General features: G+C 66.7%; 14 protein-coding genes. 4 read left to right on the top strand and 10 right to left on the bottom strand.

Features of this window, described 5'->3' with window-relative positions; all coding sequences use genetic code 11:
* Positions 1-9: 9 nt before the first annotated feature.
* Complete coding sequence (locus DES44_RS02155; RefSeq protein ID WP_310732347.1) at positions 10-954, bottom strand: RluA family pseudouridine synthase; 945 nt, start codon at positions 952-954, stop codon at positions 10-12.
* 909 nt (positions 955-1,863) lie between these two features.
* On the opposite strand from DES44_RS02155, the gene DES44_RS02150 reads away from it, so the two are divergent.
* Positions 1,864-5,046 carry an Rne/Rng family ribonuclease gene (locus DES44_RS02150; RefSeq protein WP_058936416.1) on the top strand — a complete coding sequence of 1,061 codons (3,183 nt, stop codon included), beginning with the start codon at positions 1,864-1,866 and terminating at the stop codon, positions 5,044-5,046.
* Between the two features lie 222 nt (positions 5,047-5,268).
* Complete coding sequence (locus DES44_RS02145; RefSeq protein ID WP_058937576.1) at positions 5,269-6,789, top strand: POT-type proton-dependent oligopeptide transporter; 1,521 nt, start codon at positions 5,269-5,271, stop codon at positions 6,787-6,789.
* Here the strand turns inward: DES44_RS02145 and DES44_RS02140 are convergent.
* Positions 6,777-7,853 (bottom strand): LysR family transcriptional regulator, encoded by a 1,077-nt coding sequence (locus DES44_RS02140; RefSeq protein WP_232309833.1) that lies wholly within the window; start codon positions 7,851-7,853, stop codon positions 6,777-6,779. The two genes, DES44_RS02145 and DES44_RS02140, sit on opposite strands and share 13 nt — an antisense overlap.
* Positions 7,854-8,019: 166 nt before the next feature.
* On the opposite strand from DES44_RS02140, the gene DES44_RS02135 reads away from it, so the two are divergent.
* Both DES44_RS02135 and DES44_RS02130 read left to right on the top strand, forming a co-directional pair.
* Positions 8,020-9,267 (top strand): MFS transporter, encoded by a 1,248-nt coding sequence (locus DES44_RS02135; protein WP_083525821.1) that lies wholly within the window; start codon positions 8,020-8,022, stop codon positions 9,265-9,267.
* A gap of 498 nt (positions 9,268-9,765) precedes the next feature.
* The gene (locus tag DES44_RS02130) at positions 9,766-10,401 is read left to right on the top strand and encodes a DJ-1/PfpI family protein (protein WP_058936419.1); all 636 of its coding nucleotides are present in this window, start codon (positions 9,766-9,768) and stop codon (positions 10,399-10,401) included.
* A gap of 42 nt (positions 10,402-10,443) precedes the next feature.
* Here DES44_RS02130 and nagZ read toward each other — a convergent pair whose 3' ends face one another.
* The 8 genes from nagZ to lepB all read right to left on the bottom strand — a co-directional run bounded on the left by nagZ (position 10,444) and on the right by lepB (position 16,875).
* Positions 10,444-11,529 carry a beta-N-acetylhexosaminidase gene (gene nagZ, locus DES44_RS02125; RefSeq protein ID WP_058936420.1) on the bottom strand — a complete coding sequence of 362 codons (1,086 nt, stop codon included), beginning with the start codon at positions 11,527-11,529 and terminating at the stop codon, positions 10,444-10,446.
* A 7-nt stretch (positions 11,530-11,536) separates the two neighbouring features.
* Positions 11,537-11,932 carry a holo-ACP synthase gene (gene acpS, locus DES44_RS02120; protein ID WP_058936421.1) on the bottom strand — a complete coding sequence of 132 codons (396 nt, stop codon included), beginning with the start codon at positions 11,930-11,932 and terminating at the stop codon, positions 11,537-11,539.
* A gap of 14 nt (positions 11,933-11,946) precedes the next feature.
* Positions 11,947-12,732, bottom strand: a complete 786-nt coding sequence (locus DES44_RS02115) for a pyridoxine 5'-phosphate synthase (protein WP_083525822.1) — start codon at positions 12,730-12,732, stop codon at positions 11,947-11,949.
* Positions 12,733-12,746: 14 nt separating this feature from the next.
* A complete protein-coding gene (gene recO / locus DES44_RS02110; protein ID WP_058936423.1) occupies positions 12,747-13,493 on the bottom strand; it encodes a DNA repair protein RecO in 747 nt (248 codons plus the stop codon).
* A gap of 11 nt (positions 13,494-13,504) precedes the next feature.
* Positions 13,505-14,401: a GTPase Era gene (gene era, locus DES44_RS02105; RefSeq protein ID WP_058937577.1), complete on the bottom strand. Its 897-nt coding sequence runs from the start codon at positions 14,399-14,401 to the stop codon at positions 13,505-13,507.
* 288 nt (positions 14,402-14,689) lie between these two features.
* Positions 14,690-15,397 (bottom strand): ribonuclease III, encoded by a 708-nt coding sequence (gene rnc / locus DES44_RS02100; RefSeq protein ID WP_058936424.1) that lies wholly within the window; start codon positions 15,395-15,397, stop codon positions 14,690-14,692.
* 21 nt (positions 15,398-15,418) lie between these two features.
* Positions 15,419-15,844: a DUF4845 domain-containing protein gene (locus DES44_RS02095; RefSeq protein ID WP_083525824.1), complete on the bottom strand. Its 426-nt coding sequence runs from the start codon at positions 15,842-15,844 to the stop codon at positions 15,419-15,421.
* 68 nt (positions 15,845-15,912) lie between these two features.
* Positions 15,913-16,875, bottom strand: a complete 963-nt coding sequence (gene lepB / locus DES44_RS02090) for a signal peptidase I (RefSeq protein WP_198164815.1) — start codon at positions 16,873-16,875, stop codon at positions 15,913-15,915.
* Positions 16,876-16,880 lie beyond the last annotated feature (5 nt).

Below are 16,880 nucleotides of genomic sequence, written 5' to 3'. Positions count from 1 at the left end.
CAGGTTCGGTCAGACGGTGGGCGCCGTCTTGCGCAGCGCGGCCAGCAGATTTTCGCAGGCCGGCGGCAAGGGGGCGGTGAGCGTGAGCTCTTGTCCCGTGGCGGGATGGGTGAATCGCAGTTCCCGGGCGTGCAGGAACATGCGGTCAAAGCGCAGCGCGCCCCGTGCCATCAAGCGGTTGGCTTCGAAATCCCCGTATTTCGGGTCGCCGACGATGCTGTGGCCTTCATGGGCCAGGTGCACCCGGATCTGATGGGTGCGGCCGGTCTTGATGGTCACGTCCAGCAGACTGTGCTGGGGCAGCTTTTCGGTTACCCGCACCAGGCTGATCGACCGCTTGGCCTGGTCGGCGGACGGGTCCTGCGGGTTGGGCACCGCCCGCACCCAGCGTTCGCCGTCGCTGCCAACGAACTTCAGCAGCGGCACATCCACCACCTTCTTGGATGCCGACCAGTGTCCCCAGACCAGCGCAGCGTAACGCTTGCCGGTTTCCCGGTCGCGGAGCTGGTCCTGTAGATGGTTCAGGGCGCTGCGCTTCTTGGCGATCATCAGCAGCCCGGAGGTTTCCTTGTCCAGTCGGTGCACCAGTTCCAGGAAGCGGGCCTGGGGACGGGCCCGGCGCAGTTGCTCGATCACCCCGAAGCTGACGCCGGAGCCGCCATGCACCGCCACGCCGGCGGGCTTGTCCACGACGATCAGGTGTTCGTCCTCGAACACCACCGGGAATTCGCGACCGGGCACCGCGCTGTCGTCAGCCTTGTCCGCCAGACGCAGGGGGGGAACGCGGACCACGTCGCCGGCCGCCACCCGCGAGTCCGCGCTGCACCGGCCCTTGTTGATGCGCACCTCCCCGGACCGGATGATCCGGTAGACCAGGGTCTTGGGGGCTCCCTTGAGTTCGCGCATCAGGAAGTTGTCCAGGCGCTGGCCGTCGGAGCCGTCGTCCACGGTCAACAAGCGAACGGCGGGAGTCGGGGTCGGTGCGGGTGGGGCTGCTGGCGCGGCTGTGGGTGCGGCAGCCCGCTTGGAAGACGCCTGCGGAGCCTCCTGGGCAGACGCCTTTGCAGGCCCCTTTGCAGGCCCCTTTGCAGGCCCGTTTGCAGCCCCATTTGCAGCCGGGTTAAGCCCCTTCGTAGACCCGTCCCTTGAGCGCGTGGCACCCCGGGCAGTCCCTGGGGCGGCCTTGCGGGCTTTAGCCCCTATAATGCTGCTTGCCACGTTCGCGTTGTAAGTGTTTGATTTTTCTCATTTTACCTGTGCAGGCACTTGTGCGGCGGCCCCATTGAGGCCTTCTGCGCGGCGCAACAACAGCGTGGTTATGGTTGTGCAACGCCCTCTCGGCCTCGTCGGGCCCGTTCCCCAAGTGAGCGGGCAGTCCAGGCTGCGGGACGGAAGAGCAACGTCGTCAGAACCATGCCGTGTGGCCGCTTCAATATCAGGCGGTGCCGGTACAACAACAAGGTTTCACGACGTCAGGATGGAGGCTTGCGCCTGCGTCCTGGCGTCAGCGCCCAGGCTTTTTGTCCGGATGATTCCCCCAGTCCCCCTCACCCCCCGCCGCCAGCGTGCGCGTCCCGGCTCTGCCCGGACGCTGGTCACCGGCCGTGGGCGGGCCGTGCCCCCGACCTGTTCGGGGACATGCTTGCGGGCCGGAACAGACGGACCGGAGCCCGACGCGCACGCGCCAACGCTGCATCACTAAACGGACGTTTTGTCCGTTGTCTGCAGTCCAGGGCGATTCCTTCCTCGGTTCTCTCGCGTTTCTCGTGCATCGGTTGAATCGCCCGCCGGTCAGACCCAATATCCGGCGGCGGTTCTGATGTGGTTCGGCCGAGAACATTCCTCGGCCGTGGAGGAGAACTGATGAAACGCATGCTGATCAATGCGACGCAGCAGGAAGAGCGTCGCCTGGCCATCGTCGATGGACAGAAGCTGCTGGATTTCGAAACCGAAATCGAAGGCCGCGAACAGCGCAAGGGCAATATCTACAAGGCAGTCGTGACGCGGGTCGAACCCTCGCTCGAAGCCTGTTTCGTGGATTACGGCGAGGACCGCCACGGCTTCCTGCCGTTCAAGGAAATCTCCCGCCAGTATTTCCGCGAAGGCGTGGACGTGCGTTCCGCCAAGATCCAGGACGTGATCAAGGAAGGCCAGGAACTGCTGGTCCAAGTGGAGAAGGAAGAACGTGGCAACAAGGGCGCCGCCCTGACCACCTTCGTCTCCCTGGCGGGCCGTTACCTCGTGCTGATGCCCAACAACCCCCGTGGGGGTGGCGTGTCGCGCCGCATTGAAGGCGAAGACCGCGAAGAGCTCAAGGAAGCGCTTGACCAGCTGGACTACCCCAAGGGCATGTCGCTGATCGCCCGCACCGCCGGCATCGGCCGCAGTGCCGCCGAGCTGCAGTGGGACCTGAACTACATGCTCAAGCTGTGGACCGCCATCGACGAGGCGGCTCATGGCGGCAAGGGTGCCTTCCTGATTTATCAGGAATCGTCGCTGGTGATTCGCGCGATCCGCGACTATTTCACCGCCGACATCGGCGAAATCCTGATCGATACCGACGACATCTTCGAGCAGGCCCACCAGTTCATGACCCATGTGATGCCGGAGACGGCGCACAAGGTCAAGCGGTACCGGGACGACGCCCCGCTGTTCAGCCGTTTCCAGATCGAACACCAGATCGAGACGGCCTTCAGCCGCACGGTGAACCTGCCCTCGGGCGGCGCCATCGTCATCGACCACACCGAAGCGCTGGTGTCGGTGGACGTGAACTCGGCGCGCGCCACCCGTGGCGGCGACATCGAGGAAACCGCCACCCGTACCAACCTGGAAGCGGCGGACGAAATCGCCCGCCAGATGCGTCTGCGTGACCTGGGCGGGCTGATCGTCGTGGACTTCATCGACATGGAGGAGTCCAAGAACCGCCGGGATGTCGAGCAGCGTCTGCGCGACGCCCTGCGCCAGGACCGCGCCCGTGTGCAGTTCAGCTCGATCAGCAAGTTCGGCCTGCTGGAACTGAGCCGTCAGCGTCTGCGCCCGGCCCTCTCCGAGGGCAGCCACATCACCTGCCCGCGCTGCAACGGCACCGGCCACATTCGCGACACCGAATCCTCCGCGCTGCAGATCCTGCGCATGGTGCAGGAGGAGTCGATGAAGGACAACACCGCCGCCGTGCACGTGCAGGTGCCGGTGGAAGTGACCAGCTTCCTGCTGAACGAGAAGCGCACCGAGATCACCAAGATCGAGCTGAAGCAGCGCGTGACCGTGCTGCTGGTGCCCAACAAGCATCTCGAGACGCCCAACTACAAGCTGGAGCGCCTGCGCCACGACGACCCGCGTCTGGAAAACCTGCAGGCCAGCTACACCATGATCGAGGAGCCGCAGGACGAGGTGGGCATCACCCGTCGCGGCGCCGAAAAGGCCAACAAGCAGGAACCGGTGATCAAGGGCATCCTGCCCGAGCAGCCGGCCCCGATGCCGGTGCCCGCAGCGGCCAAGCCGGCCGCCGAGCCTGTCGCGGCAGCGCCCACGGCACCCGCTGCGCCGGCCGCACCGGTGGAAGCCGGCGGTGGCTTCTTCGGCTTCATCAAGCGTCTGTTCGGCGGCACTCCGGCGCCGGCACCGGCCCCGGAAGCCGAGGTCAAGACGGCAGAACCGGCCCGCAAGGAGCGCGGTGAGCGTCAAGGCGAGCGCGGGGGCCGTGGTGGCGACCGTCAGCGTCGCGGCGAACGCAGCGAGCGCGGCGGTGAACGCGGCGAGCGCGGTGACCGCGAATCCAAGGCGCGCGATGGCAAGGGCCGTGGCGACCGCTCCGAGCGGGGTGATCGCTCTGAGCGCGGTGACCGTGGTGACCGTGCGGATCGGGGCGAAGGCCGTAGCGACAAGCCGCAACAGGACGGCGCCCTGCGCGCTGAACGTGGTGAGCGCACCGAGCGTGGCGATCGCGGTGACCGTGCCGAGCGTGGTGAGCGCAGCGACCGGGGCGACCGTGCCGAGCGTGGTGACCGCGGCGAACGCGGTGGCCGTCGCAACGAGGCTCGTGGCGAGAAGCCGGACACGGCAGCCGCTGACGGTGCTCCGCGCCAGGACCGTGGCGAACGCACGGAACGTGGTGATCGTGGCGAGCGCGGTGAAGGCCGCCGTCGTCGTGAGGAGCGGGGTGACCGCGCGCCGCGTCAGGACGCAGGCGCCGAGGCCGTGCAGGACCAGGCCCTGAGCCTGGCTGGCACGGACGCGGCACAGGCCGAATCCCCGACCGCATTCGCCGACACGCTGCCGGACGGACTGGCGCTCAACACCGAAGCCGGTGAAGAGCGTGGCGGCCGCCGCCGTCGTCGCCGTGGCAACCGCGGTGAACGTGGCGCGGAAGGTGCGGAAGGCATCGAGGGCGTGGAAGGCACGGAAGGCGCAGCCGCCGTGGACATCGACGCCGCAGCCTCGGCGGAACCGGTGGCCGATGGTGCCGACGGGGAAGCTCCTGCCGGTGAAGACGCCGAAGGCCAGGGCCGTGATGGCCGCCGCCGTCGGGGAGGTCGTGACCGTTATCGCCGCGACCGCCGTGAAGGCGACGCAGGCGGTCAGGACGCCGCTGCGGAAGGCACGCATGGCACGGAGGTCGCCGCTGAAGGCACGCAAGCCACGAACGCCGTCGCGGCGGATCAGCCGCAGCAGGCCGACCTGGGCGCGGACGTCGCTGCCCCGGTGAGCGCACCTGTGCACGCACCGGTGGTGGTGCCGCAAGCTGCTCCGGTGGTCGCGGCCCAAGCGGCCCCTGCCCCGGCAGTGGCGGCTCCCGCAGCACCGGTCGTGCCGCGCTTTGAACTGCCGCTGGCCGACCTGAATGCGGTGGCCGAGAGCGCTGGCCTGGTCTGGGTCAACAGCGACGCCGACAAGATCGCCGCTGCCCAGGCTGCCATCGCCGCCGAGCCCAAGGCCGCGCCGCTGGGCCGTGCACCGGCGCCGGTCGTGGTGCTGGATGAAGGTCCGCTGGTGCTGGTCGAGACCCGCAAGGATCTCAGCCAGTTCAAGCTGCCTTTCGAAGCCTGAACCGACGAAGGACGCTGAGGCGTCTTTCGTCCGCGCAGCCGCCGCGGCCTGGGCCCGGCGGCTCTTTTTTGTCTGCCGTTTTTTTCATGGGCACCACCGTGCCCGATCCGCTGGCCACACCCGTGGCCTTGATCTCGCTGGGAGACCCCCTTGAGCCTCACCCCCTCTCATCCCTTGCCTGCAGGCGCCGGTGCCGGTGCCGCCCCGGCTGCCGCGCCGAAGATGCCGTCGCAGGTGCCCTTCATCATTGCCAACGAAGGCTGCGAGCGCTTCAGCTTCTACGGCATGCGCAACATCCTGACGGTCTTCCTCATGACCAGCCTGCTGCTGGCCATTCCGGAGCCGCTGCGCAAGGGCGAGGCCAAGGAGATCTTCCACACCTTCGTCATCGGGGTGTATTTCTTCCCGTTGCTGGGGGGCTGGCTGGCCGACCGGTTCTTCGGCAAATACAACACCATCCTCTGGCTGAGCCTGGTCTATTGCGTGGGCCATGCCTGCCTGGCGATCTTCGAGAACAACCTGCGCGGCTTCTACACCGGCCTGTTCCTGATCGCGCTGGGCTCGGGCGGCATCAAGCCGCTGGTGAGCTCCTTCATCGGTGACCAGTTCGACAAGACCAACCGGTCGCTGGCGCAGAAGGTGTTCGATGCCTTCTACTGGATCATCAACTTCGGCTCCTTCTTCGCCTCGCTGCTGATGCCCATCTTCCTGGACCGCTTTGGCGCCAGCGTGGCCTTCGGCATTCCGGGCGTGCTGATGCTGTTGGCCACCCTGATCTTCTGGAGCGGCCGTCGTCGCTACGTGCATGTGCCGCCGACGGCGGCGCAGGACCCGCACGCCTTCCTGAAGGTGGTGCGCACGGCGCTGCTGGCCCGTCGCGACGGGGAAGGCCGTCCGGGCCTGATCATTGCTGCCCTCGGGGCGATGCTGGCCCTCGGGTCGCTGGCGATGTCGCCGCAGTGGGGCTTTGTGATTGCCTTCTGCTTTGCGCTGGTGCTGCTGATGTTCTTCGGCGGCGTCGGTGCCTGGATCCAGCTGCCGCGCGCTCGCGGCGTGCATCCGGACGAAGCGGTGGAAGGTGTGCGCACGGTGCTGCGCCTGCTGGTGCTGTTTGCGCTGGTCACGCCGTTCTGGTCCCTGTTCGACCAGAAGGCATCGACTTGGGTGCTGCAGGCCGACCAGATGAGCAAGCCCGAATGGTTCAAGTCGTCCATGATGCAGGCGATCAATCCGGCGCTGGTCATGATCCTGATCCCCTTCAACAACGTGGTGCTCTACCCGCTGCTGGAGCGTGCGGGCGTCAAGCTCAACGCGCTGCGCCGCATGGGCGCCGGCATCGCCCTGTCGGGCGTGGCCTGGATCGTGGTGGGCGGGCTGCAGCTGTGGATCGATGGCGGCCAGAGCGTCTCCATCGTCTGGCAGGTGCTGCCTTATGCGCTGCTGACCATGGGTGAGGTGCTGGTGTCCGCCACCGGTCTGGAGTTCGCCTACAGCCAGGCGCCGCTGGCGATGAAGGGGGTGATCACCAGCTTCTGGAACCTGTCGGTGACCATCGGCAACCTGTGGGTGCTGGTGGCCAATGCCAGCGTGAAGGGTGAGTCGGTGACGGGCTACATCCAGAGCACCGGCACCAGCGTGACGGCGTTCCAGATGTTCTTCTTTGCGGGTTTTGCCCTGGTCGCTGCGCTGCTGTTTGCGCTGTATGCCCGCGGCTACCAGCTGCAGAACCGCTACCGCGACTGATCCACTGGCCGGTCCCCTGCCCCGACGGCCCGCATGCCGGGGATGGCGGGGACCACCTCCCGCATCAGGGCGGCGAATGCCCGCAGCCGTGCCGGCTGATGGCGCCGTGAGGGAAAGACCAGCGAGAACGGCAGCGGCATGGCGCACCAGCGGGGCAGCACCCGCACCAGCCGGCCGGCGTTCAGGTCGTCCATCACGGCCCAGTGCGATACGGCGGCCAGGCCCAGGCCCTGGCGGGCGGCCTCGATCAAGGCGAACAGGCTGTCGGTGCCGAAGCGGAAGTGGATGGGCACTGGCAGCACATCGCCGCCGCCTTGCGGCCGCAGCCGCACCTCGTCGCGATAAAAGGTGGTGAGGGCCAGCCAGGGCTGGTCGCCCAGCGCGACGGCCAGTGCGTCTGGCGCCAGGTCATCCAGGCCCTTGGGCAGTTGCTGGACCACCTCTGGCGCGGCCACGAGCACGCGGGGCACTTCGGCCAGCGGCACCATGATCAGGTCGGGCCGCTCCACCTGGCCCACCACGACGGAGCAGTCCACCGGTTCGCGGCTGAAGTCCGGCAGTTCATCTTGCAGCATCCACTCCACCGACAGGTGGGGATGCTGTTTCATGAAGCGGCCCAGCACCTCCATCAGCTGGTACTGGCCGAAGGCATGCGGGACGCGGACCCGCAGTCGGCCGCTCAGGGGCTGACCGTGCTCGCCCATGTCTTCGCTGAGGCTGGTCCAGCCGTCGATCAGCGGGCGGGCCTGGGCCACGCAGCGCCGGCCTTCCTCGGTCAGGCGCAGGCCTCGGGTGGAGCGTTCCACCAGACGGGCGCCGAGCAGGGATTCCAGCATCTGCAGACGACGGCTGACAGTGGGCTGGGTGGTGCCGAGTTGCTGGGCCGCTGCCGAGAAGCTGCCCGCCTCCACCACCTGCAGAAAGGTCTGCAGCAGCGACAACCGGTCCTGCCCTCCCAGGTCGCGGACTGGCTCCAGCGGTCGTTCGACGCCGCGCTCCCTCATCGGCTCGCCTGCCGGTTCGCTCAGCGGCTGTTTCCTGGGGTCGTTCGTTTGCTCACTCATGGGGACCGTCCTCTTCCGATGCAATCGTCCGATTCATACGTGCGAGGTATAGCACTTGTGCGACCGGGCCGTCTTCTGCCGCGGCTGCTGCATCGCAACAATTCCACTCAGCTCCTCATTCCGCCGTGCCGTTCCAGCGAATGTGCCGGCTCCCGAAAGGTCCCTCATGTCTGTCCTTCCTTTACCCAAGACCGCTGGCCCAGTGCCGGCCAACGCCTCGCATGCGGGGCATTCCGGGGCGCAGCAGGCGGCGCCGGCCCCGGCTCTGATCGTCCTGATGGCGGCCTCTGCGGGCCTGGGCGCGGCATCGCTTTACTACAGCCAGCCGATCCTGGCCCCCCTGGCCGACGACCTGCACGCCAGTGCGGCGCAGATTGGCGCCGTGCCCATGCTGACCCAGCTGGGATACGCGGCAGGCATTTTGCTCCTCACGCCGCTGGGGGATCGTTTTGACCGGCGCAAGGTCATTCTGACCAAGTTTGTGCTGCTGGTGCTGACCTTGCTGCTGTGCGGCCTGGTGCCGGCCTACACCCCCTTCCTGCTGGCCAGTGCGCTGCTGGGCCTGACGGCCACCCTGGCTCAGGACGTGGTGCCGATGGCGGCAGCGCTGAGCCCGCCGGACCACCGCGGCCGTATCGTTGGCCAGGTGATGACGGGCTTGCTGCTGGGCATCCTGCTGTCGCGGGTGATGAGTGGCGTGGTGGCGCAGGCCTTTGGCTGGCGCTGGGTCTTCATGCTGGCTGCGGGTGCCCTGACCTTGGTGGGCCTGCTGAGCTGGCGCCTGCTGCCGTCGGTTCGCCCGGCGACGGCCACGACCTATCCGGCGCTGATGCGTTCCCTGCGGGGCCTGTGGCAGGCCTACCCGTCGCTGCGGCGGGCCACGCTGGCGCAGGGCCTGATCTCGCTGGCCTTCAGCGCGTTCTGGTCCACCCTGGCGGTGATGCTGCACCACCGCTTTGGCCTGGGGAGTGCTGTGTCCGGCGCCTTCGGACTGGCGGGTGCTGCGGGTGCCCTTGCAGCGCCGCTGGCTGGCCGCGTGGCGGACCACCGGGGCCCGGGGCTGGTCACCAAGATCGGCGCACTGATCACGGCGCTGTCCTTCGCGGCCATGTCGATCACGCCCCTGCTGGACCGCTCCGCGGCGATTGTGCTGCTGGTGGTGCTGGCAATCATCTTCGACTTCGGGGTGCAGGCCACGCTCATCGCCCACCAAACCATCGTTTATGGGCTGGACCCGGCTGCGCGGAGTCGCCTCAACGCCATCCTCTTCACCGGCATGTTCATCGGCATGGCGGCGGGGGCTGCTCTTGGGAGCCTGCTGTTGAGCCAGTTTGGCTGGGTGGGGGTGACGGCGCTTGCGGCGTTTGCCAGCTTGGTCGCGCTCGTTTTGCGGATGACGGCGGAGAGCGACTGAACGGTTTTGGTTTTTTGTGAGGTCGGGTCGGAGGGAGGCTGTGCCCCTCCCCCTTTTCCTTCATGTCCCCCGGACCCTGCGGGTCCTCCTCCTTTACTTCCGGAAAAGGGGGAGGGGCACAGCCTCCCTTCGATCGACCGAGTGGTGCGGGAGAGGTGGTGTGCGGAGAGCCTGCCGCATTCGTGATGTTGGTTGTTTGGCGCGATCGCTTGAATCGCGGTCCGCAACCAGTCGCTCGACACTCACCGTGATCGGCTCCCTACACAGCCATCACCTCGGTGCCCCGCAGGAGGTTCAAGGCAGAGCTCGGTGATGGTGAGGAGAGGGTATGCGTTGCCCCTTTCCGTAAGTAAAGGAGGAGGACCCGCAGGGTCCGGGGGACATGGAGGAAAGGGGCAACGCATACCCTCTCCGCTCGCCCCTCACGTCGCAGGACCTCTCCCTGTCGAAGTCCCAAGCGGCCCCCCCGGCAGGAACAGCCTTTGCCGCCTCCCGGTCATGAACGCCCCCGACCGCACAGTCCACCTCTATTTGTTCGACGGCTTCGCTGACTGGGAAGCCGCCTTTGCCACCGCGGGTATCCAGCAGCCCGACTTCCAGCAGACGCCGGGTCGATGGCAGGTGAAGACGGTGGCGGCTGCCGGTGCCGGACTGGTGAGATCGGCCGGGGGGTTGTCGGTGCTGCCGGACATGCGGCTGGACTCATTGTTCCCGCAGGACAGTGAACTGTTGATCTTGCCCGGTGGCCCTGGCTGGGATGTGGGCGAGCACATGAAGGCGGCGCACAAGGCCAAGGACTTCCTGGACCAGGGCCGGCGCGTGGCGGCGATCTGTGGCGCCACGGCGGGACTGGCCCGTGTCGGGGCGCTGGACCAGCGCCGTCACACCAGCAATGCGGCCAGCTATCTCAACGGCACGGGATACGCAGGCGGCGACCAGTATGTGGATGAACCGGTCGTGCTGGACCAAGGCCTGATCACTGCCGGCGGCATGGCGCCGATCGAATTCGCGCGAGCGATTTTCGAGACCCTGGACATCTACAACGCCGAGACGCTGGAGGCCTGGTACCAGCTCTACAAAACCGGCAAATCCGCCTGGTTCGCCCGCATGGCGCAACGGGCATCAGAAGACTGAACGCGCGCCACAGGCCAGCATCGAACCGTCGCCTCGCGCCGCTCAAGGCAGTCGCGCCAAAGCCTCCAGATAACGCGGCGCCAACATCAACTCATCCCAGGTCAGCGGCGCTGATTGCGGCAACAACGCTGCACGGCGGGCTTCGCTGTCGATCGCAGGGTGCCAGCGCCCGTCGGACTGCGCCTGGCTCAACCCGTCGAGCAGCTCATCAATCGCCTGCCCACCGGACTCCAGACTCTGGTTGCACAGCAACACCAGATCACACCCCGCGTCCAGCGCCGCCATCGCCGCCTCGGTAAAGCCCACCGGCCGACCTTCGATGACCCGTGCCCCCGCCATGCCCAGATCGTCACTGAACACCGCGCCCGCAAACCCCAACCGCTCCCGCAGGATCTCCTGCAACCACCGCCGACTGAAACCCGCCGGACGGCTGTCCACCTTGCGGTAGACCACATGCGCCGGCATCACCGCCGACAGACTCAGGCTCAGCCACTCGAACGGCCGCGCATCTTCCGCAAGAATCGCCTTCAGGCTGCGGGTGTCCACCGGCACATCCACATGGGAATCGGCCGCCACATACCCGTGGCCAGGGAAATGCTTGCCGCAACTGGCCATGCCCGCCAGCGCCAGCCCCTGCATCAGGCTCTGGCCCAGCAGACTCACCACCCGCGGGTCCCGATGGAAACTGCGCGACCCAATCACGCCGCTCAAGGACTGATGGGTGTCGTCGTGATGGTCCAGGTCCAGCACCGGCGTGAAACTCATGTCCACCCCGCAGGCCCGCAGCTCCAGCGCCAGCACCAGCCCCGTGGCCGTCGCGGCCTGGATGGCCCGCATGGCATCGTCCATCCACAGCTCACCGAGGCTGCGCATCGCCGGCAGCGCCGTGAAGCCGTCCGTGCGGAAACGCTGCACCCGTCCGCCTTCCTGGTCCACCGCAATCAGCAGATCCGGTCGCAGCGACTTGGCCTCGGCACACAACGCCGTCAGCTGGGCACGGCTTTCGAAATGACGGGCGAACAGAATCAGCCCCCCCGTCAACGGATGCTGAAGACGCCGACGGTCATCCGCCGTCAAGGCCGTGCCGGCGATGTCCAGGATGACGGGCGCGTGCAAGGATTCGGTCATGCTCGGTTCACTCTCGGGTCTCCACGACCACAAAGGCCGCGGCATAGTCGGTTTCATCGGTCACGGTGACATGCGCCGTCAACCCCTTGGCTTCGAACCACGTCGCCAGCGCGTTGTGCAGCCGCAAGCCGGGCTTGCCGCTGGGCGCCTTCACCACCTCGCAGTCCCGCCAGGTCATCGGCATACGCATGCCCATGCCAATGGCCTTGGAAAACGCTTCCTTGGCCGAAAAACGGGTCGCCAGATAAGCAATGCCCCGCGCCGGCACCCGTTGGTAGCGGTCGTGGAACACGGTCAGCTCGTGCGGTCCGAGCACCTTCTCGGCAAACCGCACGCCTCGACGCTCAAAGGTCTCGCGGATGCGGCGGATGTCGCAGATGTCGGTGCCAATGCCGTAGATCATGTCGGTCCGCCCCCTCAGCGGGCATAGGCCCGCTGGATGCTGCGCTGGTACTCTCGCACCGCTTCGCCATACCCCAGCTCCAGCGCATCGGCCACCAGGGCATGACCGATCGACACCTCCGCCACGCCCGGCACGTCCCGCAGGAAACGCGTCAGGTTGTCGCGGTTCAGATCGTGCCCGGCATTGATGGCCAGCCCCTGCGCCAGCGCTGCACGGGCGGTGTCGGCAAAACTCGCCAGCACCGCCGCCTCCCGCTCGGTGCCAAAGGCACTGGCCCAGGTTTCGGTGTAGAGCTCGATGCGGTCCGCGCCCAGCGCGGCCACGTGGGCCATCATCTCCGGCACCGGGTCCATGAACAGGCTCACCCGCACGCCCAGCGACTTGCATTCCGCAATCATGGGCCGCAGCCGCTCCGCGTCCGCCGGCAGATTCCAGCCATGGTCGGAGGTGAACTGGTCTTCGCTGTCCGGCACGAATGTCGCCTGATGGGGCCGGGTCTCCCGGATGAAGTCCATCAGGTTCTGGGTCGGGTTGCCCTCGATGTTGTACTCAGCATGCGGCCAGGCCTTGAGCAGCTCTGCCAGCTCACGCACGTCCTGCGCGCGGATGTGCCGGCCATCCGGCCGCGGATGCACCGTGATGCCTTGCGCGCCCGCTTCCAGGCACAGCTGCGCCGCCCGGGTGACGCTGGGAATGCCCAGGTGGCGGGTGTTGCGCAGCAAGGCCACCTTGTTGACGTTGACGGACAACGCGCAGCGCGCGTCGTGACGGAAGCCTTCAGGGGCCATCAGGGGATTCATGCAGGGAACTCCGGTCAGTTCAGCAGCTTCTGGACATCCAGCAGCACCTGCCGCGTGCGCAGCGGCCGATGCCCCAGATGATAGTGAAGCAAGGCGCGCAGCAACGGCTTCAGGGCCGATCCCGCGTCGTCACAGGCCGCACGCAGCGCAGGCATGGAGCCATGCAGCAGCGCCGCCTGCAGTTGCACCAGCGCCTGCCCGGTGAGCTGCGGCGCATCCTGCGTCGGCACGACCACGCCCGACTCCGGCGACAACATGTACAGCCGCTCCGGGTCCAGCGCAGCCTGCGTCGTGGCCAGCACACTCAGGTCGGGCAGCAGGCCACAGTCGGCCAGCAGGCGAAGTTCAAAGGCACGCAGCGCCGCCTGCGACCCGTCCGGCGTCTGCAGCAGCGGCATCAGGTCCGCATAGGCATCGAACAGCGCCGTGTGCGGGTCCTGGCGCGGCAGGAATTTGAGCAGCAGCTCGTTCACGTAGTAGCCGCTGAAGAGCGCGGCGCCGGTGGGCAAGGTCTGTCCGCCCACCCATTCCGCGCCGCGCAGCGTACGCACCTCGGCCGCGCCTTCCTCGTTCATCTTGGACGGCTTGCTCAGCGTCACCTGCAGCCGCAGGAACGGCAGCAGCACGCCCCGCAGCTGGGAATAAGGCCGCTTGGCGCCTTTGGCGACCACCGCCAGCCGGCCATGGTCCCGGGTGAAGAGATCCAGCACCAGGCTGGTTTCGCTCCAGTCGTAATGGTGAAGCACGTAGCCCTGCACCATCAGCGGCTCACTCACTCATAGCCGTAGCTGCGCAGATGTTCTTCCGAGTCCGCCCAGCCGGAGCGGACCTTGACCCACAGCTCCAGGAACACCCGAGCATCCATCAGCGTTTCGAGCTCCTGGCGGGCTTCCGAGCCGATCCGCTTGAGACGCTCCCCGCCCGCACCGATGATCATGCCCTTCTGCGCGTCCCGCTCCACCACGATGCTGGCGGAAATGCGGCGCAGGTTGCCCTCTTCCTCCCAGCGGTCGATGACCACGGTGGCGCTGTAGGGCAGCTCGTCGCCCGTGAGGCGGAAGAGCTTTTCTCGGATCATCTCGCTGGCCAGGAACTTCTCGCTGCGGTCGGTCAGCGCGTCCTCGTCATAGAACCACTCCTGCTTGGGCAGGTAGGGCTTGAGGATCTGGAAGAGACGCTGCACGTCCGCATCCTTGCGGGCCGACAGCGGCACGAATTCGGTGAAGTTGCGACGCTCCTGCATGCTCTTGAGCCAGGGCATCATCTCGGCCCGGCGGGTGACCGCATCCAGCTTGTTGGCAATCAGCACCACCGGCTTGTCCTGCGGCAGCAGCGACAGCACCTTGGCATCGTCCAGACCGAACTTGCCGGCCTCCACCACAAACAGCACCAGATCCACGTCGGACAACACGCCCTGCACCGTCCGGTTCAGGTTGCGGTTGAGGGCGGAGCTGTGGCGAGTCTGGAAGCCGGGCGTGTCGACGAAGACAAACTGCGCCTCCTCCACGGTCCGCACCCCGGTGATGCGATGGCGCGTGGTCTGGGCCTTCTTGGAGGTGATCGACACCTTCTGGCCGACCAGCGCGTTGAGCAGGGTCGACTTGCCGACGTTGGGACGGCCGACGATGGCGATCAGGCCGCAGCGGTTGTCGCCTTCATAGACGTGCATCGGCGGGGCGCCAATGCCTCCGCTGACGCCGCTGTCTTCGCCGTCGTCCTCGTCGTCGCCCTCGGCTTCATCCGAATCGTCGTCTTCGTCATGACCCTGGCCGTGATCCTCATCATGACCGTGCAGGTCATCGGGTGAGTCCGCCTGCAGCGCGTCCTGCGGGCCGGTGACCTCGTTCAGGTCATCGGCATCATCACGGGCGCGCGCATCGAGCGCGGTCGAGTCAGTAGCAGCCGGTCCGGAGACCGGGCCGCCGCGAGAGGTTTTTTTCATGGGGGTGCCTTTTGCTTAGTCGCGCAAGCCGCCACCGGGCTTGTCGCCAGCCAGCAGCTCATCCAGGAGCTGCCGGGCCGCTTCCTGCTCCGCCATCCGGCGGGAGCGGCCTTCGCCCGTGCGCGCGAGGCTGAGCGCGGGCACTTGGCATTCAACGGTAAAAGTCTGGGCATGGGCCTGCCCGCGGGTCTCGACGATGCGGTAGGCCGGCACCGGCAGCTTGCGCGCCTGCAGCCATTCCTGCAAGGCCGTCTTGGCGTCCTTGGCCCATTGGTCGATGCCGCTGCCGGAGATCAGGTCGCCCAGCAGACGGCGGACGATCTCGTTGGAGGCCTGATAGCCGCCGTCGAGAAAGGCGGCGCCAATGACCGCCTCCAGCGCGTCCGCCAGGATGGACGGACGCTGGCCGCCACCGCCACGGGCCTCCCCTTCGCTCATGCGCAGGGTGGCCGGCATCTGCAGTTGCAGGGCCAGGCGGTGCAGGCTGTCTTCGCGCACCAGGTGGGCGCGGATGCGGGTGAGGTCGCCCTCGTCGGAACCGGCAAACCGCTCATAGAGCAGGGCCGACACCGCCAGGTTCAGCACCGCGTCGCCCAGGAATTCCAGGCGTTCATTGTGCTGCTGCCCGAAGCTGCGATGCGTCAGCGCACGCTGGAGCAACTCCGCCTTGTTGAAGCGGTAGCCCAATCGCTGCTGGAGTGCATCAAGCGCTTGCGGGTTCATGCGTGTCCTTCAATGGCGTCCTCAGCGAGTCTCGCCCTTGTATTTGATCAGCAGATAGACCGGACCGCCCAGCGACACTTCCTTGTCGTAGGCAAAACTGATCTTCACCTTCTCGTCCTTCTTGGTGATGATCAGGTCGTTCGGCTGGATGCTGACGATCGAATATTCAACTTCCTGCGTACGGGCAAATGCCGCGCGCGCCTCGGCCACCGACGAAGGACCGCTGGTGGCAATCTTTTCCACCGCCTTGAGGATGGTGAAGTATTCCATCACCGTCGGCGTGACGCGCATGCCCACAACGGCCAGGAAGGCCAGGATGACGCCCCAGAACAGCAGGCCGAACAGGCTGACGCCGCGCTGGCGACGACCCAGGCGCGCCGGACGGCGGGCGCTGGTGGCCTGGACAGAGTGGCTGTTCACGGTGGTGGTGGTGCTGGCCCCGGTCATGTCTGGTTCTCCCATTCCTCGAAATTCACTCGACGATCAGTCGTTGGCTCGATGCGCTGGCACCGGCCTTATTGGATGCTGCCAATGCGCTTTGGATTCCCGAAGTTCATCCACACGACAAAGGCCTTGCCGACGATGTTCTCATCCGGCACGAAACCCCAGAAGCGGGAATCCTGCGAGTTGTCGCGGTTATCGCCCATCATGAAGTAATGGCCTTCCGGCACCTTGCAGGTCACGCCTTCCAGCGTGTAGGTGCAGTTCTGGGAATACGGGAACTGGGCGATCGGGCTGAGCGGGCCTCGCGGCTGCGGATCGACCAGGATCTTGTGCTCCACCACACCCAGTTTTTCGGTGAACAGCGGACGGATGCGCATGGACCCCGGATCGTCATCAAAGAAGTCGCCCTGGGCCTGCGTTTCCACCTGCTTGCCGTTCACATACAGCTTCTGGTTGAGGTAGCGGATTTCGTCACCGGGCAGGCCGACCGCCCGCTTGATGTAGTCCACGCTGGGGTTGAGCGGGTAGCGGAACACGACCACGTCCCCCCGGGCCACGTCGTGATTGCTGATGATCTTCTTGTTGATCACCGGCAGACGCACGCCATAGTGGAACTTGTTGACCAGGATCAGGTCGCCGATCAGCAGCGTCGGAACCATGGAGCCGGACGGAATCTTGAAGGGCTCGAAGAGGAACGAGCGCAGCAGGAAGACGATGAGAATCACCGGGAACAGCCCGGCGGTCCAGTCCAGCCACCAGGGCTGGCGCAGATGCGGCTCGGCCACCACCTCGCGGGCGGCAGCGGTGGCTTCGGCGCCGCGCCAGCGCTGCTCTTTCTCCCACGCCTCGGCCGCGATCTGGGCCTGGCGCCGGCGGGCCGGCTGGAAGTAAAAGCGCTCGGCCGTCCAGTAGCCCAGCGTGACCAGCGTCAGCACAAACAGCAACAGCGAGAAATTGCCGTTCCAGTAGCCCGAGAACCAGCCGCCCAGGTAGGCGATCAGGGCGGCATACAGCAGCCCGGTCAGTGCACTCATCGCGT

It is taken from the genome of Roseateles depolymerans (genome assembly GCF_003387155.1).
GTDB classification, from domain to species: Bacteria; Pseudomonadota; Gammaproteobacteria; order Burkholderiales; family Burkholderiaceae_C; genus Roseateles; species Roseateles depolymerans.
Note: the sequence above shows the minus strand (reverse complement) of the source record. Positions and strands in the feature narration are given on the sequence as shown.